This window comes from Geobacillus sp. BMUD (genome assembly GCF_013096845.1).
GTDB classification, from domain to species: Bacteria; Bacillota; Bacilli; order Bacillales; family Anoxybacillaceae; genus Geobacillus; species Geobacillus vulcani.
Map to the genome: position 1 here is coordinate 1 of NZ_SDLA01000010.1, position 23355 is coordinate 23355.

Sequence of the window (23355 nt, forward strand, 5' to 3'; positions counted from 1 at the left end):
AATAATGTGCAAATGTTCGGAAATAATCTGCAAAACCTGGAATAATTCGCAAAGATTTTGCACATTATTTCCGAATCCGTCCGAAATAATTTGAAAAAGGGATTCTGAAATAATGTGCTAATTTACACAGACATGCTCAATGTCATTGAGAGGTATAGGAGGCTACATGACATTAGCGGCATTGCGATCAGCTTGCTAGGTTATATAAATTCATACTGTCTATTCGGAACAAGCAGGGTCTATAGCAGCATTGGATCATCAAAACTTGAAGAAACGGCTCGAAAAAGGATTCAACTGAGTGGGGAGGTTGAAAATGATGGTAATTGTGCGGCATTAACAGATATCCAAAGAACGGAGAAAAAGCATTGATTTCCGATAAAGCGAGTACCTGATGCCGTAACAAAAATTAAGTCGGTTAAACGAAATCCGACGCCATACAAAAAGCAGAAAGGGGAAACTACATGAATTTTTTGAAAGTCTGTGATACAAAATGTGAATATAAAACCAATCCTCTAGGAATTGATGTTCTGCGCCCGCGCCTTAGCTGGGTGATCGAATCCGATCGGCGTGGAACTGTGCAACAAGCATATCAAATTCAAGTCTGGACGGAAGAACAGAGGAAAAAAATAATGGTCTGGGATACCGGACGAGTCGAATCAGATCAGTCAATTCATGTCGAATATGCTGGACCAAGACTTCGATCCCGAACACGATATTTCTATCAAGTGAAAGTGTGGGACAACTTTGGACGCGAGTCGGATTGGAGTGAACCTGCTTGGTGGGAAACAGCTTTTCTTGATTCAACAGAATGGAAAGCGAAGTGGATTACTCCCGATCCAAATGAAATTGATCCGCTCGCGGAGCCTGCTTTTTTGCTGCGGAAACGGTTTGAGCTGAAAAAACGAATCGCTGTAGGGCGCGTGTATGTGACAGGCATTGGGTTGTATGAACTGTATATCAATGGACAACGAGTCGGGGAAGATGTGCTCACGCCGGGTTGGACGAGTTACAATAAACGTCTCCAATATCAAACGTACGATGTCACGGATCAACTGCGTGAAGGAGCTAATGGTATTGGCGTTATGCTGGCCGATGGCTGGTATAAGGGAACGTTAGGATGGGAAGGAAAGCGCCACATTTATGGTGATCGCCGGGCCGCCCTCATACAACTTCATATTTCTTATGACGATGGAACCGAAGACATCATTGTCAGCGATACGACGTGGAAAGCGGCGACAGGACCGATTTTATACTCGGAAATTTACCATGGGGAAGTGTATGATGCCCGCCTTGAGCAGCCAGGGTGGAGTGAAGGGGATTTTGATGATGCAGACTGGAAACAAACTGTGACTTATAATTTGGCGCTAACCCATTTAGTGGCGCAAGAAAACTGGCCGACACGTGTTACGGAAACGATCCGACCTATCGCTTCATTTGTGACGCCAGCTGGGGACATGGTGCTCGATATGGGGCAAAATATGGTCGGTCGCATCCGGATGACGGTCAATGCGCCGCGAGGCACGACGATTACGCTCCAACACGCTGAAGTGTTGGATAAAGAGGGGAATTTTTATACAGGAAATTTGCGCAAGGCAAAGCAAATGGTTACCTACATTGCAAAAGGAGAAGGGAACGAAGTGTATGCCCCTCATTTTACATTCCAAGGATTTCGCTATGTCAAAGTCGAAGGATACCCGGGGCAAGAAAATGGGTTGCCGTTGGATCACTTTGTTGGTGAAGTCATTCACTCCGATATGGAACCGACTGGGCAATTTGAATGTTCTCATCCGCTTGTCAACAAGCTTCAACAAAACATTCGTTGGGGGCAGCGTGGCAACTTTGTCGATGTGCCGACTGATTGTCCTCAACGAGATGAACGGCTTGGATGGACGGGCGATGCTCAAGTATTCATTCGCACTGCTCTGTTTAACTATCAAGGGGCGCCGTTTTTTACAAAATGGTTGCGCGATTTAAAAGCAGACCAATTGCCGGACGGCGGTGTTCCATTTGTCATCCCGAATATACTGGGAGCAGAAGGGGCGTCATCTTCAGCCGCATGGGGAGATGCCGCAGTTATTTGTCCATGGACAGTGTATCTCGTTTATGGAGACAAACGATTGCTGGCCGAGCAATACGACAGCATGAAAGCATGGGTCGAATATATACGCCGCCAGGGAGAAAACGAGCATCTCTGGAATACTGGCTTTCATTTCGGTGATTGGCTGGCGCTTGATGCCAAGGAAAACAGCTATGTAGGTGCTACGCCTACCGATTTGATTGCGACAGCCTTTTATGCTTACTCGACCCGCCTTGTCCGCGATGCGGCTGTCGTATTAAACAAAGCAGAAGATGTCCGGGATTATACGGAGTTGCTCGACCGTATTATTACGGCGTTCCGCCAGGAATTCGTCACCCCATCGGGACGGCTTGCTTCTCCGACGCAGACGGCGCATGTATTGGCGCTCATGTTTGATTTGGTAGAAGGGGAAACGAAACAGCGAATCGCACGCGAATTGAATGAGATGGTGATTGAAAATGACTACCATCTAACAACCGGTTTTGTCGGTACCCCTTATTTATGTTTCGTTCTGTCTGAAAACGGCTATCATGACACCGCAGTAAGATTGCTGTTGCAAGACACGTACCCATCATGGTTGTACAGTGTGAAAAAAGGGGCCACAACGATTTGGGAGCATTGGGATAGCATCAAGCCGGACGGTTCATTTTGGAGCGATGATATGAATTCCTTCAACCATTACGCATACGGAGCCATTGGCGATTGGCTGTACCGCGTTGTCGCTGGACTGGATGTTGATAAGTCCGCCCCGGCTTATCGATGCATCCGCATTCATCCGCGCTGGAGCGGCTCGAGCTTAACACATGCGAAAGCGACGTACAAATCCATGTACGGATGGATTGAATCATCTTGGGTATTGCAGGAGAACCATATTCGAGTCTATGTGCGCATTCCAGCCAATACGACGGCGAAAATCATTTTGCCTGAAGCGAGCGCGAGCGAAGTGAGGGAACACGGGCAAACCCTAGATAAAATCGATGGCATCCATTCGATCACGGAGACGGAATACGGAGTGGAACTGATTGCTGGGTCTGGGGAATACAGTTTTATTTACCCAAACAAGCGGGGATTTACGCTCACATTTTCCGAACATGCAAGACTCGATGATCTTCTTTCCTATGAAGAAGTTGTAAAAGTGTTGGAAACATACGCTCCGGAAGTGATCAATGTATCAATGTTTGGGCATTTAAGAACGTTGACATTGCGGCAAATTGCGAATGTTGTGTCCTTGCCATCTAATCGATTGAAAACAGTGATTGAACAATTGAACCAACTTCATTTACAACAACTGACAACGATAGAATAATAACGAACAAGGAAGACATGGCTTGACATAAAGCCAAGATCGCACAACGATCTCTATTTGCCTCTAGGAGGCTGGTGATTTAATCGTGGATACGGCTTTACGATGTTATTTCTCAATTAGAAAAACCTTGTTGCATCGGTCCTGTTTTTCACTCATTCTCCCATTGATTAAGGGAATCAGCCGTTTTTCACCAGCCTTCTAGGGGATTTTCTGCCTGTCCACTTTTTATACGCTAAGGATACCAAAACTCGAGTAGGAGAAAATTCATCTTTCATTCAAAGCAGGCGTGCGTGTTTGCACCGCCTGCTTTTATTCTTAAGATTGTTTTTAAGATTGTTTGAGATTGTCGTCTGCTGAAGCAAAGCAGCACTCCTTCTTATCTTTCCGCCTTTCCTACATACCTGTTGGCCTCGACTAAAGTTGGTCGATGTTCCGCTCTGTTTGCGCGATCGTCAGCGCAATTTTTCGTTCCTGCAATTTATGCATCGATTCATGATCGATTTGATCGTCTGTAATGAGGTGATTGACACTGTCAAGATCGGTCATATGAACAAACGTACGCACCCCGAACTTGCTCGAATCAGCCATTAAGATAACTTGATCGGCGATCGACATCATTTTTTTCTTCAACAACGCCTGCCATTCGTTCGATTCACTTAACCCGCTTTCCAAATGAATCCCTTTGCATGACAAAAACGCTTTGTCGACATGATACGATTCCAAAGATCGCTCTGCCAACGGTCCTACATAGGAGAGTGAGCGCGATGATAACATACCGCCTGTTGAAATGACTTGAATTTTTTCTTTTTTGCTTAACTCAATAGCGACTTTAATCGAATTGGTCAAGACAGTCAAAGGGATATCAGGCAGTGCTTTAGCTAAATACCAGGCAGTCGTGCTGGCATCTAAAATGATGCGGTCGCCGCTGTTGATGAATTTGACTGCTTCTTGGGCGATCGCTTTTTTTTCTGTTGTGTTCGTGATCTCGCGTTCGGAAAAGTCGATTTCCGATTCATTGCGAATGCTGATGGCGCCCCCATGGCTTCGTTTTAATTTGTTTTCCTTTTCTAATTTTTCAAGGTCGCGCCGGATGGTTTCCTCAGTAACGGAAAACAGTTTGCTTAGTTCAGAAACGCGGACGCTTAACCGTTCATTGACGATCTCAACAATTTTTTGCTGCCGTTCTGCTGCTAACATGAGGAACTCCTTTCTCGATTGTTGTTTTTTGACTGTTTGTTTCCGTTTATATCTATATCATAACATATTTTTGATGTATGTCATGGACTGACTTTCCGTTGCAAATTAACAAATGAAGCGGAGACTAAGAAAGTATTACTCCCATTCAGCTGGTTGCAGGAATCATTTCCTTCCCCATTGCGCACCGTATCCAATAGGACCATCATAATGGAAAATTGCAGAGATAGGAGCGTGATGCCGATGGCCGCACAAAGCGAACAGCGATGGATCCTTTTCGCGCTTGGTGTCATCGCCCTTTATGTGTCCCCACTGTTTATCCTTGGCGAGAATGCGCACATTCGCGTCCACGATAATTTGGATTCCAACATCGCCTGGTATAAAGTGCTCGCCGAAAGCGGGCAAATCACCGGGCCGCTTGATGCGAACATTCCGCAAATCGCTAACGGCCAGCTGTCAAGAAACGCCCTTGGCTCGGAGTTGACCGGCATCGTCTGGCTGCACGCTCTGTTTCCCACGATGACCGCCTATGCGCTCAGCCAGACGATCATAAGAGTGGTGGCGTTTTTAGGCATGTATTTGTTGTTGAAAACTCATTTCCTGCCTGAGCGGCGGTGGATGGCTGTTCGCATCGGTGTGGCGCTCGCCTTTGCGCTGACGCTGTTTTGGCCATCAGGGATGTTAAGCACGTTAGGCATGCCGCTTGCGCTTTGGGCGTTTTTGAACATCCGGAAGGGAGAGCGGTCGTGGAAAAATGTCGCCGTGCTGACGCTTCTTCCGTTTTATTCGAGTTTTGTGCTCGGTTTCTTTTTCTTTCTTTCCGCTATGGGTGCGCTTTGGCTTTTGGATGTGCTGCGCGGAAAGGGATGGAACATCCGTTTTTTCCTTTCCATCGCGTATATGACGCTGCTTTATTTGCTGGTTGAGTACCGGCTTGTGTACTCGTTTTTATGGGAAGACGAGCCGACGAGCCGGGATGAGTACTTTCACGCGCGCCTGACGTTTTGGCATTGTGTCCGTTTAACGTGGAAAAACTTTCTTCTCGGCCATCATCATGTCATGACCGAGCATACGTTGTTTATTTTACCGGCCTGGTTCATCGCGTTGTTCCTCATTTTCGCTAACCAACGATGGAAAGAGGAACGAGTGTTTCTTTTCTTGTTTGGGCTGAATTTCGCGCTGTCGGCCTGGTACGCCTTTTGGTTTTATAAAGGGTGGCTGCCATTGACCGAGCGGTTTCATTTTTTAGATACGTTTAACTTCGCCCGCTTCCATTTTTTGCGTCCGCTCATCATATATGTGCAGTTTGCGCTGGCGTTGAAAATCATCTGGCAATCGAGCGAAAAGGGGAAAATGTGGGCGAAACGGTTGCTGGCAGCGCAAATCATCCTCGTGTTTTTGCTTAACGAGGAACTCGTCTTCCGTTATGAACCGACGGTGAAACAATTTTATGCGGAAAAACAGTTCCAAGAAATCAAACAATACATCGGGCTTCCCGTATCCGAGTACCGCGTCGTCAGCATCGGCCTTCATCCGGCCATCGCCCAATACAACGGGTTTTACACGCTTGATACGTACAACAACTTTTACCCATTGTCCTACAAATACGAGTTCCGCCAAATCATTGAACGTGAACTGGCGAAAAGCAAAACGATCCGCACGTATTTTGACGAATGGGGCGGGCGCTGCTACGTCTTTACGGCGGAACTTGGAAAACGGTACATGTTCACGAAACACGCGAAACAGCGGCTGAAGAATTTGCAGCTGAATACGGAACAGTTGAAAAACATGGGCGGCCGCTATATTTTTTCGGCCGTTCCGATCGACAACGCCGCTGAGAACGGGCTGGCGCTTGAGCGCGTATTCACCTCCGATGAATCGGCATGGACGATTTATTTGTATAAAGTGCAATAAAAAACAGCGGCTTCCTCATTGGCAGTGGAAGCCGCTAGATGACGAGCCTAGCTGCGGGACTGATCCAACCGCGCAAGCTGCCGGTCGTGCCACTTTGAGAGCAGCCATAGAGCCATCAGCGTCCCGCCCAATGTACATAGCATATCCCATTGCGTGTCCCAAATATCGCCTTGCGTGCCCAAAAAGTCTTTTGATGCCTTTCCTCCTTTGGAGATGAGGGAGACGAGCCATTCGATGATTTCATACAGGGAGGCGATGGCGAGCGACATGCTTGTGACGATCGTGAAAAGCCAAGGTCCGCGCGGCAGCGGGGTTTTCCGCAGCACGATCTCCCTTAGGACGATGGCGAACGTCCCTTTGAGGAAATGGCCAAACCGATCGTAATGGTTGCGTTCGAAATGGAACGCCTCTTTGATCCAGTTGAAAAAGGGAACTTTGGAGTAAATGTAATGGCCGCCGATCAACATGAGGATCGCCAGCATGGCGATGATGACATATGACATCGTTGTCAGCGGAAAACGCCGGTATAGAGCGATCACAATCGCAAGCCCAATCAGCGCTGGGGCGACCTCAAGGGCCCACACCGCATAGCTGGCCGGACGAATGGCCGACCAGACGAACACGGCGGCTACAATCAGCAATAACAATCCATGCACGCGGGTCTGCCTTGCCTGCTCCACTTGTTTTCCTCCTTGGAACAGCGAGATTCATCTATGGTCATTATTCGAAAAAACGCGGATTTTATACAAATCATTTTTCGAGAGTCGGTGATTGAAGGGAGAACACCGCTTCATAGCACTATTTCTCAAATAGAAAAACCTTGCAGCATCCGTTCTGTTTTTCACACGTTCGCTCATCGATCAAGGGAAACAGTTGGTTTTCACCGACCTTTTCGAGCGCCTGATGAAAACAGCGGAGTTTTAAGGGTTATCAGAACTAGAAAGAAGGGGAGAAGAGGCCAGCGAGGTAAGACAGGAGGTTCAGGTAGGGAAACATTCCTAATTTTCATTGAGGATGCGAATGTATATTCGCATTTTCCGGATTTGATGGTATAATGAAACATGCACAGCCAGATGCAGGGTGGGCAGTGGCCACTCCCTGAATGAAAGGGGGTGGTGCTGATGGTGACGATTGCCGATGCGCTGACGCTCATGATTGCGTTTGCGTCGCTCGTCGTTGCGGTGATCGCCGTCGCAAAAGACAAAAAGTAACCCACCCTGCTAGGCCGAGGCGAGGGTAGGTTACGATGCCCGAGGCTTGGGCCACTGCGCTTCTTGCAGCGGCTGTGCATGCAGGGCATTGGTGGCCGCCAGTGCCCTGCTTTATTGTACGTTTCCGTTTCTTTTATTATACGCGCACAACGAAGGCGATGACAAGAACTTTCCAAAAAGAGACGGCGAATATCGAAAAGAGGAAAAATGGTGTTGACTCTTTCGGTTTTTTATAGTAAATTTCATATTGTCGTTCTGATGCTCAAAGCATGAAAGGAAAAAATGAGCAACAAAAAAACTTGACAAATATTTTGATTGGTTTATAATAAATATCGTCGCTATTGCCTAGTGGTGATAGCGGAGGGGAAACACCCGTTCCCATCCCGAACACGGAAGTTAAGCCCTCCAGCGCCGATGGTAGTTGGGGCCAGCGCCCCTGCAAGAGTAGGTCGCTGCTAGGCAATGCCGTGGAGTATTAGCTCAGCGGGAGAGCACCACGTTGACAGCGTGGGGGTCACTGGTTCGATCCCAGTATACTCCACCATCATGGGGCGTTAGTTCAGGGGGAGAACGCTTCGCTGGCAGCGAAGAGGTCAGGGGTTCAAATCCCCTACGCTCCATTTCCATGCGGTCGTGGCGGAATGGCAGACGCGCTAGGTTGAGGGCCTAGTGGGGGCGACCCCGTGGAGGTTCAAGTCCTCTCGACCGCATCGCTCCAAACAGTTACGGAGGAGTACCCAAGTCTGGCTGAAGGGGTCGGTTTCGAAAACCGATAGGGGTGTCACAGCCCGCGGGGGTTCGAATCCCTCCTCCTCCGCCATATAAAGTCGGAGTTTGATATTATGCCGACTTCGCTCAATTGGTAGAGACGAGCATCCGCTTCATCGAGTCAACTGCGAGTTGCCTCGACGCACTCGTCTTCCATGAATAAGCGAGTAGAGGAAGAGGCACAAAGCTTAACAACGAGTCAGGTTTTTGATCCGTATTATGCCGACTTAGCTCAATTGGTAGAGACGAGCATCGGCTTCTTCGAATCAACTGCGAGTTGCCTCGACGCACTCGTCTTCCATGAATAAGCGAGTAGAGGAAGAGGCACAAAGCTTAACAACGAGTCAGGTTTTTGATCCGTATTATGCCGACTTAGCTCAATTGGTAGAGCAACTGAATCGTAATCAGTAGGTTGCGGGTTCAAGTCCTGCAGTCGGCATCGTCATTATGGAGGGGTAGCGAAGTGGCTAAACGCGGCGGACTGTAAATCCGCTCCCTTTGGGTTCGGCGGTTCGAATCCGTCCCCCTCCATTGTTTATTTCCCATAAACGGGCCTATAGCTCAGCTGGTCAGAGCGCACGCCTGATAAGCGTGAGGTCGGTGGTTCAAGTCCACTTAGGCCCATCCGATATGAAAGACGGCAAAGGTGTTCCTTGCCGTCTTTTTTCGTGAAAATCCCGCGTCCGTGAGTAGAGATTTTCATGCCTGGTTGGACGGGAAAGCGTTGCCCATGAATCTTTCTGTGAAAATGCGCCGCCTTGCATCGTCATGTTCATGCCAGGAGAGCCAGGCTTGCTCATGAACGGTTGCGGTGAGTCATGCGCGGCAGCGGGGGGTTCATGGCTCGAGGGAGAGGAATATCTCTCTGCGGCTGTTTTCTGTAAGCGATTTGACCGTCTGTTGGCGGGAGAAATAGGGAAAACCTCCCCGCTTCTTTTTTGTTTGAAGCGGGGAAGCGCTCTTGGCATAGCCGTGCGTTTCTAATGAACGTATTTTCCGTAATCGGGAACAGCGACGCGGTCGAAATCGCGGGCGAGTGTTGTCAGCCCCACACGCAATTCGTCCCCGGATACCGGGGCGCCGTGCCCGGTGACGGCGACCGATGGAAAGAGGGCGGCCAATTTGCGCACCGACTCGCGGGCGGCATTCCAGTCTACGGTGTAGTAGCGCGGCGGGCCGCTGATTTCGATTTGTTGGGTCAACACTTTATATAGTGAATCTTGGCGGACGGTGACGAACGCGTCGCCGGCGATTAAAGCGGCGTCGCGCGGCCGGAATAACGAAATGTGGCCCGGCGTGTGCCCCGGGGTGTGGATCCAGCGAAATTCCGGCAAGTGCGGAACGGTGCCGTCCTCTGGCAGCGGATGAACGCGATCGCCCAGTTGAATCGGCTCATTTGGGAAAAACGGTGATATTTTGGCGATGAAGCCGCCTTCGACGGAAGCGTCCGGTTCAGGATAGCTCGCCTCTCCGGTTAAATACGGAAGTTCAGCCCGATGGGCATACACCGGGACATTCCAATGCTTGACAAGCTCAACAATCGCCCCAACGTGGTCAAAATGGCCGTGGGTTAAAACAATGGCTTGCGGGCGGCTGCCGCTGCCGAAGCGGTCTTCCACGACCGAAACAATGTCATCGGCCGCCCCCGGCATGCCGGCGTCGACCAAGACGAACGAACGGTCGCCCGGGCGGCCGACAAGACAAATGTTCACGATTTGAATCGTATAACAGTACAGGTCAGGCAGCACGCTGACGCCGAGGCCGCTCGCTGCTGACGTCGCAGGTATGAAATGATCGTCTTCTCCGTAGTGCAGCTGTTCCTCTGCCATGGAAACTCCCTCCTTGCACGAATGGATAGCCCATCGATAGGATTCCTTATCGAGCAGCGGGATATGCAGCGCTAGGTTCGAACGGAAAACTCCTTCCGCTTTTTCCTCTTTAGCCGCTTGCTCGACATGACCCGCCAAATAATGGTACTATAAGGGAAAGGATGAAAGGAGGAAAACGGAATGAGCATTTTGAAAAAAGGTTTGGCGTTCGGGCTTGGGCTTGCGATCGCTAGCAAAGAACAAGCGGAAAAGATCATTGATGAGCTGGTCAAAAAAGGGGAGTTATCGCTTGACGAATCGAAGGAAGTGATCGATCAATGGAAACAGCAGACGGAGGCGCGGAAAACGGAAGTGCAGCGGCTTGTGCGCGAGCAAATCAAGCAGGTCATCGATAAACTTGACTTGGCGACAAAAGAAGACGTGCGGCAGCTCGAGGAGCGAATCCGCCGTCTTGAAGAAAAGGAACAAAGCGGGCAGTAAACCGATGCGGCCTGTCCGCTCGTTTTTTGCCGCCTTGGGAGAGATGGCCGGATGATCGGAAAACGGATGCGCCATATCGGAAGGTATCACGAAATCGCCGTCGCCTTGCTTCGGCACGGATTCGGGATGGTCGTCGATGAACTCGGCTTTTCGTCGTTTCTTTCGTTGCCGCCGCGATGGAGAGCGGAGCAAGGAAAAAAGGAAGGAAAAACGGTCGGGGAGCGGCTCCGTCTTGTGCTTGAGGAGCTCGGACCGACGTTCGTGAAACTCGGGCAAATTGCCAGCACACGGCCGGATTTGATTCCCGCTCCGATCATCAGCGAGCTCGAAAAGCTGCAAGACCAAGTTCCGCCATTTCCGTTTACCGATGTCCGCCGGATTGTCGAAGCGGAGTTTGGAAGTTCGCTGGAAACACTCTTTCGTTCATTTGAGGAAATGCCGCTCGCTGCCGCTTCGCTTGGACAAGTGCACCGGGCGGTTCTGCCTTCCGGACAGGCCGTGGTGGTGAAAGTGCAGCGCCCGCACATTGCCGCGCGGGTGGAGACGGATCTCGAAATTTTGCAAGATTTGGCCGTGCTGGCGGAACGCCGTCTCGATTGGGCGGCAACCTACCAATTGTCTGAGATCATCGATGAATTGGTGCGCTCATTGCGGCAGGAGCTGGATTATACAGTCGAGGCGCGCCATGCGGAACGGTTTGCACGGCAGTTTGCCGGCGATTCGTCGGTGTATGTCCCGAGGGTGTTTTGGGATTATACGACGAAAACAGTGCTCACAATGGAATATGTCGAAGGGATCAAACTCGGGGAGATCGAGCGGTTGAAAGCGAACGGCCACTCCTTAAAAACGATCGCCGAGCGTTTGGCTGAGGCAACCTTTCAACAAATGTTTGAGCATGGATTTTTTCATGGCGACCCTCATCCCGGCAACGTATTCGTTCTTCACGATGGAACGCTTTCCTTCATTGATTTTGGGTTGATGGGCCGCCTTCGCCCTCATGTCAAACATCATCTTTCTTCACTCATCATCGCCTTGATGCGGCAAAACACGGATGGGGTGTTGAACGCGATTTATGGGCTGGGGCTTGTTCCGGATGAGGTGGATGAAGGAACATTGCGCGATGATATCGATGAGCTGCGGGAAAAGTATTATCGCGTGCCGCTTAGTGACATCAGCCTCGGAGAAGCCGTCGAGGATTTGCTTTCCGTGGCGTTTCGCCATGGCATTCGCATTCCAAGCGACTTGACGCTGTTAGGGAAAGCGCTGTTGACGGTCGAAGGGGTCGTGGAGATGCTGGACCCGCAGTTTCGCATCATGGATGTGGCCGAACCGTTTGGGAGAAAGCTAATGAAAGAGCGGCTTCGGCCTGACCGTGTAGCGGAAACGGCGTGGAAACGGATTTTCGACTACGGTGAATGGCTGCTTCGCTTGCCGGACAGCGTAAAGGAATGGACGAAAATGATGCGGCACGGCAAGCTTCGGCTGGAAATCACGGCGCCTGATTTGGAAACGCTGTTGCGAAAGCTCGATCAGATGGCGAACCGACTGTCGTTTAGCATCGTTCTTCTTTCGCTGAGCATCGTCCTTGCCGGGCTGATGATCGCTTCCTCGCTCGGGCGGCCGTCGACGCTGCTGTGGAAGATTCCTGCTGTTGAAATCGGATTAGGCGTGGCCGCTTTTCTATTCGGTTGGCTGCTTTACTCGATTTTTCGTTCAGGAAAATTTTAGCGTTTGTTGCACAATGATTTCTTTGTTTGAAAATCATTGGAAGTTTGGTGCAGTCCGATCCATCGAGGGTGTCCCAAACGCAATGCAGTGACCCCTTTTTTCATCGAATTTTCGTGAAGTGGGAGTAGTTGACCGCCATACATGCACGAAGCACGTTTGTTAAGCCATGCTAGACAGTCTGATGGAGTGGAAAGCCGGTGAGGGCGCCGGAATAAATTCCACAATTTGGATTATACTAACAGTGCTGTCTGAGACAGCGTTTAGGGAGTGGGAAATGGGTTGGGGAGGATCGATGATGATGGTTTCTCTTCCTGTTGTTTGGACGGTGGAACTCTCAGCGGTCATGTTGAGTATAGCGGGAAGTTTTTGGCTCGCCAAACGGCATATACGGAGATATGCGGTTTTGTATGCATTCAGTGCGGTGACGGGCATCGTTCTTTGCCTTGCGTTTGTCTATGCAGGCTTTTACTCCTTCCCTGTTAAGCTCGTTCCTTATACACCGATTCCGCTCGTTGAAATGGCAACCGTCATTCCGTTTTTCGTTTTGTTTGGAGTCAAGTACAGTCCGGAAAGCTGGGCATGGAAGTTGCCGTTTTACTTTGCGATGGTGCAGTTGATTATGTTGTTCGAGTTGGTTGCCCTTGTATCGCCGCTCCCTCTGATTGATTATAAGGAACAGTGGGATGTGTGGGATTCATACACCGCCTGGTGGCTGTATTTGCTTTTCTTTGAGTGGATGGGCGGAAAAATCGTCCCCAGAAAAGCGCGCTCCCCGCTTGCGGCTTCCTCTTTCCGCTACGGCCGGTGGGGATGGATGATCGTCCATGCGATTGCCATGACTACCGTTTTTTTAGCTGGAGTGTACGCCGGGTGGAACATAAAATAACTGGCAGTAGGTCATCCATGTTCGGACAGCCAGCAAACAGAATGTCTGGATGCGGACGAGAAAGCGGATCGATGCGTAGGCGATGAATATGATGTTCAAGTTTGCGTCTGTTGTGGCCGGCCTAGGGTGTGTCGGCGCTGTGCAAAAAAGATCGATGATTTTTTCCTTTTTCTATTGGCTGGGCAGGATTTTGATCTGGCTGGAGCGAAACTAATACAGCAAAAAGGAGAATAAAGGAAGGAGAGAACCCGGATGTCCATTGTCAACCCGAGCCGGGAGGAAATCGGCGAGATTTTGCGCAAGGCGAAACGGATTGCTGTCGTTGGGTTGTCCAACAATCCGGAGCGCGAGTCGTATATGGTGGCGAAAGCGATGAAAGACGCTGGATACGAAATCATTCCGGTCAATCCGATGATCGATGAGTGGGAAGGCATTCCGGCGGTTGATCAACTAACCGATATCGAAGGCCATGTCGACATCGTCGATGTGTTCCGCCGCTCTGAACATTTGCCCGAGCTGGCCCGCGAGTTTGTGCAAATCGACGCGGACGTGTTTTGGGCGCAGCTTGGCGTCGTCAATGAGGAGGCGTATCGCTTTTTGAAAGAAAAAGGCTGCACGGTCATTATGGACCGCTGCATTAAAGTGGAACATGCGCTCACCAAACGTGCTTAATCCATGAAACGGCCATCTTGTTCAAGATGGTCCTTTCGTTTTTTTGTCGCATTTGTCCGAATTTGTCGGGGGATGTCAAAAGGCAATGGACAGTCGGGAAGTTTATGGTACAATAGAAACAGATGTTCTTGTTTTTGTAGGAAGGGGTGGACTTGTGGCAAAGCGAGCGACATACGAATATAACGAAGATGCCATTCAAGTGTTGGAAGGGCTCGAGGCAGTCAGGAAGCGGCCGGGGATGTACATCGGCAGCACCGACAGCCGCGGCTTGCATCATCTTGTCTATGAAATTGTTGACAATTCGGTCGATGAAGCGTTGGCCGGATACGGAAACTACATTTTTGTGCAAATACATAAAGACAACAGCATCACGGTTTTGGATGAGGGGCGCGGCATGCCCGTCGGAATGCATAAGCTTGGCAAGCCGACGCCGGAAGTGATTTTGACGGTGCTTCATGCCGGCGGCAAGTTTGGCCAAGGGGGGTATAAGACGAGCGGCGGCTTGCACGGAGTCGGGGCGTCGGTCGTCAACGCCTTGTCCGAATGGCTGGTGGTTACGATCCACCGCGATGGCTTCATCTATCAGCAGCGATTTGAAAACGGCGGCAAGCCCGTCACGACCTTGGAGAAGATCGGAACAACAGACAAAACCGGGACCATCATCCAGTTCAAGCCGGATCCAACGATTTTCAGCACGACGGTGTTTGACTATGAAACGTTGAGCGAACGGCTGCGCGAATCCGCCTTTTTGTTAAAGGGGCTGAAAATAGAGCTCGTTGACGAACGAACCGGCATGCGCGAAGTGTTTCATTACGAAAACGGGATTGAAGCGTTTGTCGCCTATTTGAATGAGGAGAAAGATGTGTTGCACCCGGTCGTTTATTTTGCTGGCGAGCAAAACGGCATTGAGGTGGAGTTTGCGTTCCAGTTTCATGACGGCTATTCGGAAAACGTGCTGTCATTTGTCAACAACGTGCGCACGAAAGACGGCGGGACGCACGAGGCGGGGGCGAAAACAGCGATGACGCGCGTCTTTAACGAATACGCCCGCCGTGTCGGTTTGCTTAAGGAAAAAGATAAAAATTTGGAAGGAACCGATATTCGCGAAGGATTATCAGCGATTGTTTCCGTGCGCATCCCCGAGCAGTTGCTGCAGTTTGAGGGGCAGACGAAAGGCAAGCTCGGAACGAGCGAAGCGCGCTCTGCTGTCGATGCGGTGGTGTCCGAGCAGCTCATGTACTTTTTGCAAGAAAACCCCGACGTAAGCGCGATGCTCGTGAAAAAAGCGATCCGGGCGTATCAGGCGCGTGAGGCGGCCCGCAAAGCGCGCGAGGAAGCGAGAAGCGGCAAAAAGCGGAAGGGGAAAGAGGCGCTTTTAAGCGGCAAGCTGACGCCGGCGCAAGGGCGCAATCCGCAGAAAAATGAGCTGTATTTAGTCGAAGGTGATTCGGCGGGCGGTTCGGCGAAACAAGGGCGCGACCGCCGCTTTCAGGCGGTGCTTCCGCTGCGCGGGAAAGTCATCAACACGGAAAAGGCGAAATTGGGCGATATTTTGAAAAACGAGGAAATCAATACGATCATCCACGCCATCGGCGGCGGCGTCGGGGCTGATTTTTCGCTTGAAGACGTCAACTACGACAAAGTGATCATTATGACTGATGCCGATACCGACGGCGCCCATATTCAAGTGCTGCTGCTCACGTTTTTTTACCGCTACATGCGTCCGCTCATTGAAGCGGGAAAGGTGTACATCGCCTTGCCGCCGCTTTACAAAATCAGCAAAAAAAGCGGCAAAAACGAAATCGTTGAATATGCCTGGACGGACGAGCAGCTGAAAGAGATCACACAAAAAATGGGCCGCGGCTATACGATTCAGCGCTATAAAGGGCTTGGCGAAATGAACGCTGATCAATTGTGGGAAACGACGATGAACCCGGAGACGCGCACGTTGATCCGCGTGCGCATTGAAGACGCAGCCCGCGCCGAACGGCGGGTGACGACGCTCATGGGCGACAAAGTTGAGCCGCGCCGCAAATGGATCGAAACGCACGTCGCCTTTGGGCTTGAGGAAGAGCCCGGGTGGATCGGCTGATGGCGGCGTGAAAAGGCGCCGCCTTTTTTGGTGTTCACGTCCTGTAAGAAAGGAGAGAGAGCATGGCAGAGCGATTGTTGGAATTGCCTTTAGAAGATGTGTTGGGCGATCGCTTTGGACGCTACAGCAAATACATTATCCAAGATCGGGCGCTCCCGGATGCGCGGGACGGGCTGAAGCCCGTGCAGCGCCGCATTTTGTATGCGATGTACATCGATGGCAACACGGCTGACAAGCCGTTTCGCAAGGCGGCGAAAACGGTCGGAAACGTGATCGGCAACTTTCATCCGCACGGCGATTCATCGGTGTATGAAGCGATGGTGCGGATGAGCCAAGAGTGGAAGCTGCGCAACGTACTTATTGAAATGCATGGCAACAACGGCAGCATCGACGGCGACCCGCCGGCGGCGATGCGCTACACGGAAGCGCGCCTGTCGGCGATTGCCGCTGAATTGCTTCGCGACATTGACAAACAAACGGTCGCGTTTGTCCCCAACTTTGACGACACAACCGACGAGCCGACCGTCCTGCCGGCGATGTTTCCGAATCTGCTCGTCAACGGCTCGACCGGGATTTCGGCGGGCTATGCGACCGACATTCCGCCGCATGCGCTTGGCGAGGTGATCGACGCTGTCCTGATGCGGATCGACCGACCGAATTGCACCGTTGATGAGCTGATGACCGTTCTTCCCGGCCCCGATTTTCCGACCGGCGGCATCATCCAAGGGAAAGACGGGATTCGCAAGGCGTATGAAACCGGCCGTGGGAAAATCATCATCCGCGCGAAAGCCGCCATCGAGCAGGCGAAAGGCGGGAAAAAGCACATTGTCATCACGGAACTGCCGTATGAAGTGAACAAAGCGAATGTAGTGAAAAAAATTGACGAGCTTCGCCTCGACAAAAAGCTTGACGGGATCGCCGATGTCCGCGATGAAACGGATCGGAACGGATTGTCGATCGTCATCGAATTGAAAAAAGACGCCGATGCGGAAGCGATTCTCAGCTACTTGTACAAAAACACGGATTTGCAAGTGCCGTACAGCTTCAACATGGTGGCGATCCATGAGCGCCGGCCGAAGCTGATGAGTTTGCCGGAGCTGTTGGATGCCTACATCGCCCATCGGAAAGAGGTCGTCACGAACCGCTCCCATTTTGAGATGAAAAAGGCGAAGGAGCGGAAGCACATCGTCGATGGTTTGATTCGGGCGCTTTCCATTTTGGATGAGGTGATTGCGACGATTCGGGCTTCAAGCGACAAGCGCGACGCCAAAGAACGGCTGATGGCTCTTTACGGATTCACCGAAGCGCAGGCCGAGGCGATCGTGACGCTCCAGCTGTACCGGTTGACAAACACGGACATTACGGCGCTGCGTCAAGAAGCGGAAGAATTGGATCAAGCGATTTCGGAACTTACGGCGATTCTCGCCGATGAAAAGAAGCTGCTTGGCGTCATCAAAAAAGAGCTGAAGGCGATGAAAAAGCAATATGCCGACGAGCGGCGGACGGTGATTGAAGAGGAGATTGAAGAGCTGAAAGTAAAGGTGGAGGCTCTCATTCCGGCGGAAGACGTGATCGTCACCGTGACAAAAGAAGGATATGTGAAGCGGACGAGCTATCGTTCATACAGCGCCTCAAACGGCCAAGACATGGGCATGAAGGAAACGGATCGGCTGCTCGCCCAGCTTGAGATGAATACGACCGATGTGCTCTTGCTTTTCACCCGCCGCGGCTACTATTTATACTGCCCGGTGCATACACTCCCTGACATTCGTTGGAAAGAGGTCGGCCAGCACATTTCCCATCTCATTCCGCTTGAACGCGACGATGAACTCGTCGCCGCTGTTCCAGTCTCTTCCTTTGACACGGGGGAGCAGCTCATCTTTGTGACGAAACAAGGGCTCGTAAAACGAACGGAGCTCGCTCAATACCAAGTGCAGCGCTACACCCGCCCGCTTGTGGCCGTTAATGTGAAAGAGGATGATGACGTCATCGCCGTCTACGCAACGGATGGATGCGGCCATCTTTGGCTGGCGACGCATGATGGACATGCGCTCTTGTTTGCCGAGGAGGAGATCAGCCTTGTTGGCGTGCGTGCTGCCGGAGTGAAAGGGATTCAATTGAAAGAAGGGGACTTTGTCGCCGCCGCGTGCCCCGTTCGCCTAGAAGAGGGGGGCTCGTTCGTCGTCGTCACGCAGCGCGGAGCGGTGAAAAAAGTGGCGATGAGCGAGTTTGAGCCGTCCTCACGGGCGAAGCGCGGCGTTGTGATTGTACGCGAAGTGAAGTCCAATCCGCACCGAGTTGTCGGCGCCGTCTTTGTCCGTGGTGACGAGGAAATGGTCGGATTGCGAACGGAAAAAGGGGTGGTCGAGACGATCGAAGCTGCATCCCTCCGTCTCTCCGACCGCTACAGCACGGGTTCGTTTGTCGTTGACACTGACGAAGCCGGGTTGGTGGTTGACGTCTGGAAAGAGCCGGCGAAGCTGCTTGGAAAAGGGGAAGAAGGATGAGATTCAAACGTCAAGAACCGTTCCGGTATCAGTTTGGCCGGCCACTCCCGGCCGACCTGCGCACAGCCGATGCTAAATACAGCGTTTTGATTCATGATATAAGTCCGCATGAATGAAGTTGGAAGGGGAAAGACGCCTCCCACTTTCCCATGATGGATCGTCATGGAAGGGTCATTGGCGCCGAACGGTCTTCCTTTAAGGTTCGCGGCCAGCTTGTATGGGAAAAGCCGTTTGGCGGCATCCCACTATTATGGCGCCCGCCTCCATGCCAGCAAACAAGAAGAAGCACGCTTGATCGAAGCCATCAAACGACATGCGGCGAACGCCGGCGAATATGACCAAAAAGGCCCCGCCAAAACGCGGGGTCCTTTTTGCTTTTTGAAGGAGGTATGGCGCATCAAAACGGGTGTCCTTGTCCAAAGATCATCTTCACCAAAACTTCCACCATTTGTTCCGAGTTCGAGCAGCGCTCGTGCTGACAGCGGTTTGCCGGAACGACAACACGAGCTCGCGAAACGCTTTTTCCCGCTCCAAAATGCGCAGTTCGAGCTGTTTTCGCTCCTCTTCCTGTCTTGCTTTTTCCTCCTGGCAGAACGCGACGACTGTTTCCAAATGTTCATGCAGCTGTTCCGTTTTTTGCTGCCATGCGTCTTCATAATCGCGGAGCGAACGGCGCACCGTTTCGGCAGCTGCCGTCGTTTGCTCCTGGATGTAGTCGAGGCGGCCTTTCACCTCATCCATCGCTTGCCGGACCGTGGCTGTCGTTTCCTGTTTCAAGGCGTCGACGATATCGTCTTTTAAGCGAGACGCCAACTGCTCGGCTATGTATGGCATCCCTTGATGCAGCAGGCGGGGCACATCGATGATTTCCCCTTCCATGACGGCTGTTTCCACTTGAGCGGCTGACTCGTTGGCTCGCTCTGCAGGTTGATCGTCCCTTTGCCTGATCATTTCAGCCACTTCGCGTGGATGGCGTCCGTCCTCAAGCCAAGTGCGGATATGGCGAAACCGGTCGATCAGCTCGTCGGTGTAGATGCGTGCTCCCTCGGTTGTGCGTGGGACGACGATTGATTCCGCAAACTGTTTTTCCCATTGTTTCAAATCACGGGCCGTCACCCCGATTTTTTTCGCTGCTTCGCGAAGTGTATAGGTTTTCATCGCATTCCCTCATCCTTTCTCGTCTTTTGGGCATTGATTTTATGTTTTATTTTCCTACTTGGTCATTGATTTTCCTGCCGCTTGACAAAACATAACAAAAGAAGTGGAAAATAGAAAAAAACAAACAAGAAATGTCGAAATATCACAGTTTTAGTCGAAAAATCATTGACAAACTTGTATATACAGGATAAAATGAAGTCGAGTTGTATATACAAGTTTTTTTGCAACCGGTTGCTGAAAGCGATTTAGTTTAAGAATAGCGATTGTGAGAAAAGGGAGGCGTTCATCCATGGGGGCATACCAACAAGCAGCTGCGCAAATTGTCGAAGCCATCGGCGGAAAGGACAACATCGTCGCCGCCACACATTGTGTGACCCGGCTTCGGTTTGCGCTCAAAGAGGAAGGAAAAGTCAATAAGGAAGCGCTCGAGCGCATCGATGTCGTCAAAGGGTCGTTTTCCGCAAACGGCCAGTTTCAAGTCGTCATCGGCCAAGGGCTTGTCGATAAAGTGTATGATGATCTGATTGAACTGACCGGCATCGGTCGGGCAACGAAGCAGGAGATCAAAGATGCGGCGGAAGCGAAGCTCAATCCGCTGCAGCGAGCCATTAAGACGCTGGCTGATATTTTCATTCCCATCTTGCCGGCGATCGTGACGGCTGGTTTGTTGATGGGGATTAACAACGTGTTGACAGGCCCAGGCATTTTTTACGAAGGGAAATCCTTTGTCGAGGTGCACAAAGAATGGGCCGATTTGGCAAACATGATCAACTTGATCGCCAATACGGCGTTTGTCTTCCTGCCTGGGTTGATCGGCTGGTCAGCGGTGACGAAATTTGGCGGCAGCCCGCTCTTGGGGATTGTCCTTGGTTTGATGCTCGTCCACCCCGATTTGCTCAACGCTTGGGGCTGGGGAGCGGCGAAAGAAAAAGGAGAGATTCCGGTTTGGAACTTGTTCGGCTTTGAAGTGCAAAAAGTCGGCTACCAAGGGCAAGTGCTGCCGGTGTTGGTGGCTTCCTACGTGCTGGCAAAGCTGGAGCTGTTTTTGCGCAAGCGCATTCCCGATGCGTTTCAGCTGTTGCTTGTCGCGCCGCTTGCGTTGCTCATTACGGGCTTTTTGGCGTTCATCGCCATCGGGCCAATCACGTTTGCGATCGGCAACGCCATTACCCACTTGTTTGTCACGATTTTTGACACGGTTCCGGCGCTTGGAGGATTGTTGTATGGAGCGCTGTATGCGCCGCTTGTCGTCACCGGGATGCACCATACGTTCTTGCCGGTTGACTTGCAGCTGATCGCCAATACCGGCGGCACGTTCCTTTGGCCGATTTTGGTCATGTCAAACATTGCCCAAGGCTCGGCGGCGTTGGCGATGATGTTTGTTGCGAAAGAGGAAAAGCTGCGCGGTTTGTCGTTCACTTCAGCTGTTTCCGCGTACTTGGGCATCACGGAACCAGCGATGTTCGGGGTCAATTTGCGCTTTCGCTTCCCGTTTATCGCGGCGATGACCGGAGCGGCGATCGCCGGCATGTTTATTACGCTCAATAAAGTCATCGCTCCGTCGATCGGGGTTGGCGGCCTGCCGGGTTTCTTGTCGATCGTGCCGCAAAAGTGGACGCCGTTCTTTATCGGCATGGCGATCGCGATTGTGGTGCCGTTTGCGCTGACATTTGTCTTTGGGAAAGTGCGCAAAGCCGCCCGCTAATGATTGCCGTGTGTGGAAGCCAGAGAGCGATGTGTGAAATCATCCATTTCCCGTCCATACCATTGGCCGCCGATGCCAATGGTATGTTTTTATCCTGATGAACGAGGTGAAGAGAGATGCCAACAATCCCTTGGTGGAAAAAAGCAGTCGTTTATCAAATTTATCCGAAAAGCTTCTGCGACACGAATGGAGACGGCATCGGCGATTTGCCGGGCGTGATCGAGAAGCTCGATTATTTACAAGAACTAGGCGTCGATGTCATTTGGCTGACGCCGATCTACGCGTCGCCGCAGCGCGACAACGGTTATGACATCAGCGATTATTTCCGCATTCATCCCGCATACGGAACGATGGACGATTTTGACCGTCTGCTTCACGAAGTGCACGCGCGCGGCATGAAGCTGGTGATGGACATGGTCGTCAACCATACCTCGACCGACCATGAATGGTTTCAGCAGGCGCGCTCTTCGAAAACGAACCCATACCGTTCGTTTTACATTTGGCGCGACCCGAAACCGGACGGCGGAGCGCCAAACAACTGGCAGTCGAAATTCGGCGGCTCGGCGTGGGAATACGACGAACAAACCGGCCAATATTACTTGCATTTGTTCGATGTGACACAAGCGGACTTGAACTGGGAAAACGAAGAGCTGCGCCGCCGCATTTATGACATGATGCATTTTTGGCTCAAAAAAGGAGTGGACGGCTTTCGACTCGATGTCATCAACTTGTTGTCGAAAGATCAGCGCTTCCCGGATGACGACGGTTCGGTGCCGCCGGGGGACGGGCGCCGCTTTTATACGGACGGACCGCGCATTCATGAGTTTTTGCAGGAAATGAATCGAGAGGTGTTTTCCAAATACGACATCATGACAGTGGGGGAAATGTCGTCGACGACGATCGATCATTGCGTCCGGTATACGAACCCGGAAAACCACGAGCTCAATATGACGTTTAACTTCCATCACTTGAAGGTCGATTACCCGAACGGGGAAAAATGGGCGGTCGCCCCGTTTGACTTTCTGGCTTTAAAACGCATTTTGTCCGAATGGCAAGTCCGGATGTATGAAGGCGGGGGGTGGAATGCGCTCTTTTGGTGCAACCACGATCAGCCCCGCATCGTGTCGCGCTATGGCGATGACGGGATGTATTGGAAAGAATCAGCCAAAATGTTGGCGACGACAATTCATTTGATGCAAGGGACCCCCTACATTTACCAAGGCGAAGAAATCGGCATGACCGACCCGAAATTCACGGATATTCGCGACTACCGCGACGTGGAGTCGCTCAACATGTACCGGATTTTGCGAGCGCAAGGCAAAAGTGAGCAAGAAGTGATGGACATTTTGCAGCGAAAATCGCGCGACAATTCCCGCACGCCGATGCAATGGGATGACAGCCCGCATGCCGGTTTCACGTCCGGGACGCCGTGGATTCGCGTCGCCGACAACTACCGGCGCATTAACGTGAAACAGGCGCTCGCCGACCATGACTCGATTTTTTACCACTATAAGCGGCTGATTGAGCTGCGCAAACAGTATGACATCATTACAACCGGCCGCTATGAGCTGCTGCTTGCGGATGATCCGCATCTTTTCGCCTATATGCGTCATGGCGATGGGGAAAAACTGCTTGTTGTCAACAATTTTTATCCAGTTGAAACGACGTTCACGCTGCCGAGAGAAGCAGGAGCCGATGGCTATACAGGAGAGCTGCTGCTTGCCAATTATTCGGACGCACCGACCGATTTCCGCCGCATGCGGCTGCGCCCATACGAATCGGTTGTTTATCTTTTGCGCCGGCCGTGATACAATACAAGCGGTGATTC

The 23355-nt window shown here is 51.4% G+C and carries 15 protein-coding genes, 7 tRNA genes and 1 rRNA gene; 19 read left to right on the plus strand and 4 right to left on the minus strand.

Annotation, left to right across the window (positions count from 1 at the left end; translation table 11 throughout):
• Nucleotides 1-461: 461 nt before the first annotated feature.
• Nucleotides 462-3383: an alpha-L-rhamnosidase gene (locus tag ETC05_RS11720; RefSeq protein WP_171661051.1), complete on the plus strand. Its 2922-nt coding sequence runs from the start codon at nucleotides 462-464 to the stop codon at nucleotides 3381-3383.
• Between the two features lie 414 nt (nucleotides 3384-3797).
• Here the strand turns inward: ETC05_RS11720 and ETC05_RS11725 are convergent, their stop codons facing one another.
• Nucleotides 3798-4580, minus strand: coding sequence for a DeoR/GlpR family DNA-binding transcription regulator (locus ETC05_RS11725; protein WP_171661052.1), 783 nt, complete (start codon nucleotides 4578-4580; stop codon nucleotides 3798-3800).
• 234 nt (nucleotides 4581-4814) lie between these two features.
• Between ETC05_RS11725 and ETC05_RS11730 the strand changes: the two genes are divergently transcribed.
• Complete coding sequence (locus ETC05_RS11730) at nucleotides 4815-6491, plus strand: DUF6044 family protein (protein ID WP_483299798.1); 1677 nt, start codon at nucleotides 4815-4817, stop codon at nucleotides 6489-6491.
• A 47-nt stretch (nucleotides 6492-6538) separates the two neighbouring features.
• Here the strand turns inward: ETC05_RS11730 and ETC05_RS11735 are convergent, their stop codons facing one another.
• Nucleotides 6539-7171 (minus strand): DUF2238 domain-containing protein, encoded by a 633-nt coding sequence (locus ETC05_RS11735; RefSeq protein WP_031409459.1) that lies wholly within the window; start codon nucleotides 7169-7171, stop codon nucleotides 6539-6541.
• A gap of 441 nt (nucleotides 7172-7612) precedes the next feature.
• Between ETC05_RS11735 and ETC05_RS17885 the strand changes: the two genes are divergently transcribed.
• The 9 genes from ETC05_RS17885 to ETC05_RS11775 all read left to right on the plus strand — a co-directional run bounded on the left by ETC05_RS17885 (nucleotide 7613) and on the right by ETC05_RS11775 (nucleotide 9094).
• Nucleotides 7613-7702 (plus strand): putative holin-like toxin, encoded by a 90-nt coding sequence (locus tag ETC05_RS17885; protein WP_223812045.1) that lies wholly within the window; start codon nucleotides 7613-7615, stop codon nucleotides 7700-7702.
• 344 nt (nucleotides 7703-8046) lie between these two features.
• Nucleotides 8047-8163: ribosomal RNA gene (gene rrf / locus ETC05_RS11740) — 5S ribosomal RNA — on the plus strand.
• Between the two features lie 8 nt (nucleotides 8164-8171).
• Nucleotides 8172-8246 (plus strand) — tRNA-Val (locus ETC05_RS11745).
• A gap of 4 nt (nucleotides 8247-8250) precedes the next feature.
• A tRNA-Ala gene (locus ETC05_RS11750) sits at nucleotides 8251-8322 on the plus strand.
• A gap of 7 nt (nucleotides 8323-8329) precedes the next feature.
• Nucleotides 8330-8412, plus strand: a tRNA-Leu gene (locus ETC05_RS11755).
• A gap of 17 nt (nucleotides 8413-8429) precedes the next feature.
• Nucleotides 8430-8522: transfer RNA gene (locus ETC05_RS11760), tRNA-Ser, on the plus strand.
• A gap of 314 nt (nucleotides 8523-8836) precedes the next feature.
• Nucleotides 8837-8909, plus strand: a tRNA-Thr gene (locus tag ETC05_RS11765).
• Nucleotides 8910-8919: 10 nt separating this feature from the next.
• Nucleotides 8920-9001: transfer RNA gene (locus ETC05_RS11770), tRNA-Tyr, on the plus strand.
• 19 nt (nucleotides 9002-9020) lie between these two features.
• Nucleotides 9021-9094: transfer RNA gene (locus ETC05_RS11775), tRNA-Ile, on the plus strand.
• A gap of 356 nt (nucleotides 9095-9450) precedes the next feature.
• Here ETC05_RS11775 and ETC05_RS11780 read toward each other — a convergent pair.
• Nucleotides 9451-10299 carry an MBL fold metallo-hydrolase gene (locus ETC05_RS11780; protein ID WP_031409463.1) on the minus strand — a complete coding sequence of 283 codons (849 nt, stop codon included), beginning with the start codon at nucleotides 10297-10299 and terminating at the stop codon, nucleotides 9451-9453.
• A 180-nt stretch (nucleotides 10300-10479) separates the two neighbouring features.
• On the opposite strand from ETC05_RS11780, the gene ETC05_RS11785 reads away from it, so the two are divergent.
• The 6 genes from ETC05_RS11785 to parC all read left to right on the plus strand — a co-directional run bounded on the left by ETC05_RS11785 (nucleotide 10480) and on the right by parC (nucleotide 18664).
• Nucleotides 10480-10779 carry a phasin family protein gene (locus ETC05_RS11785; RefSeq protein ID WP_031409465.1) on the plus strand — a complete coding sequence of 100 codons (300 nt, stop codon included), beginning with the start codon at nucleotides 10480-10482 and terminating at the stop codon, nucleotides 10777-10779.
• Nucleotides 10780-10830: 51 nt separating this feature from the next.
• A complete protein-coding gene (locus tag ETC05_RS11790) occupies nucleotides 10831-12507 on the plus strand; it encodes an ABC1 kinase family protein (RefSeq protein WP_171661054.1) in 1677 nt (558 codons plus the stop codon).
• A 295-nt stretch (nucleotides 12508-12802) separates the two neighbouring features.
• A complete protein-coding gene (locus tag ETC05_RS11795; RefSeq protein ID WP_171661055.1) occupies nucleotides 12803-13393 on the plus strand; it encodes a CBO0543 family protein in 591 nt (196 codons plus the stop codon).
• 252 nt (nucleotides 13394-13645) lie between these two features.
• Nucleotides 13646-14065: a CoA-binding protein gene (locus ETC05_RS11800; RefSeq protein WP_171661056.1), complete on the plus strand. Its 420-nt coding sequence runs from the start codon at nucleotides 13646-13648 to the stop codon at nucleotides 14063-14065.
• A gap of 154 nt (nucleotides 14066-14219) precedes the next feature.
• Nucleotides 14220-16157 (plus strand): DNA topoisomerase IV subunit B, encoded by a 1938-nt coding sequence (gene parE, locus ETC05_RS11805; protein ID WP_031409473.1) that lies wholly within the window; start codon nucleotides 14220-14222, stop codon nucleotides 16155-16157.
• Between the two features lie 62 nt (nucleotides 16158-16219).
• Nucleotides 16220-18664 (plus strand): DNA topoisomerase IV subunit A, encoded by a 2445-nt coding sequence (gene parC / locus ETC05_RS11810; protein ID WP_171661057.1) that lies wholly within the window; start codon nucleotides 16220-16222, stop codon nucleotides 18662-18664.
• Nucleotides 18665-19093: 429 nt separating this feature from the next.
• On the opposite strand, the gene ETC05_RS11815 is transcribed toward parC, so the two are convergent.
• Nucleotides 19094-19822, minus strand: a complete 729-nt coding sequence (locus ETC05_RS11815) for a MerR family transcriptional regulator (RefSeq protein WP_031409477.1) — start codon at nucleotides 19820-19822, stop codon at nucleotides 19094-19096.
• Between the two features lie 289 nt (nucleotides 19823-20111).
• On the opposite strand from ETC05_RS11815, the gene treP reads away from it, so the two are divergent.
• Both treP and treC read left to right on the plus strand, forming a co-directional pair.
• The gene (gene treP, locus ETC05_RS11820) at nucleotides 20112-21527 is read left to right on the plus strand and encodes a PTS system trehalose-specific EIIBC component (RefSeq protein WP_031409479.1); all 1416 of its coding nucleotides are present in this window, start codon (nucleotides 20112-20114) and stop codon (nucleotides 21525-21527) included.
• A gap of 116 nt (nucleotides 21528-21643) precedes the next feature.
• A complete protein-coding gene (gene treC / locus ETC05_RS11825; RefSeq protein ID WP_171661058.1) occupies nucleotides 21644-23335 on the plus strand; it encodes an alpha,alpha-phosphotrehalase in 1692 nt (563 codons plus the stop codon).
• Nucleotides 23336-23355 lie beyond the last annotated feature (20 nt).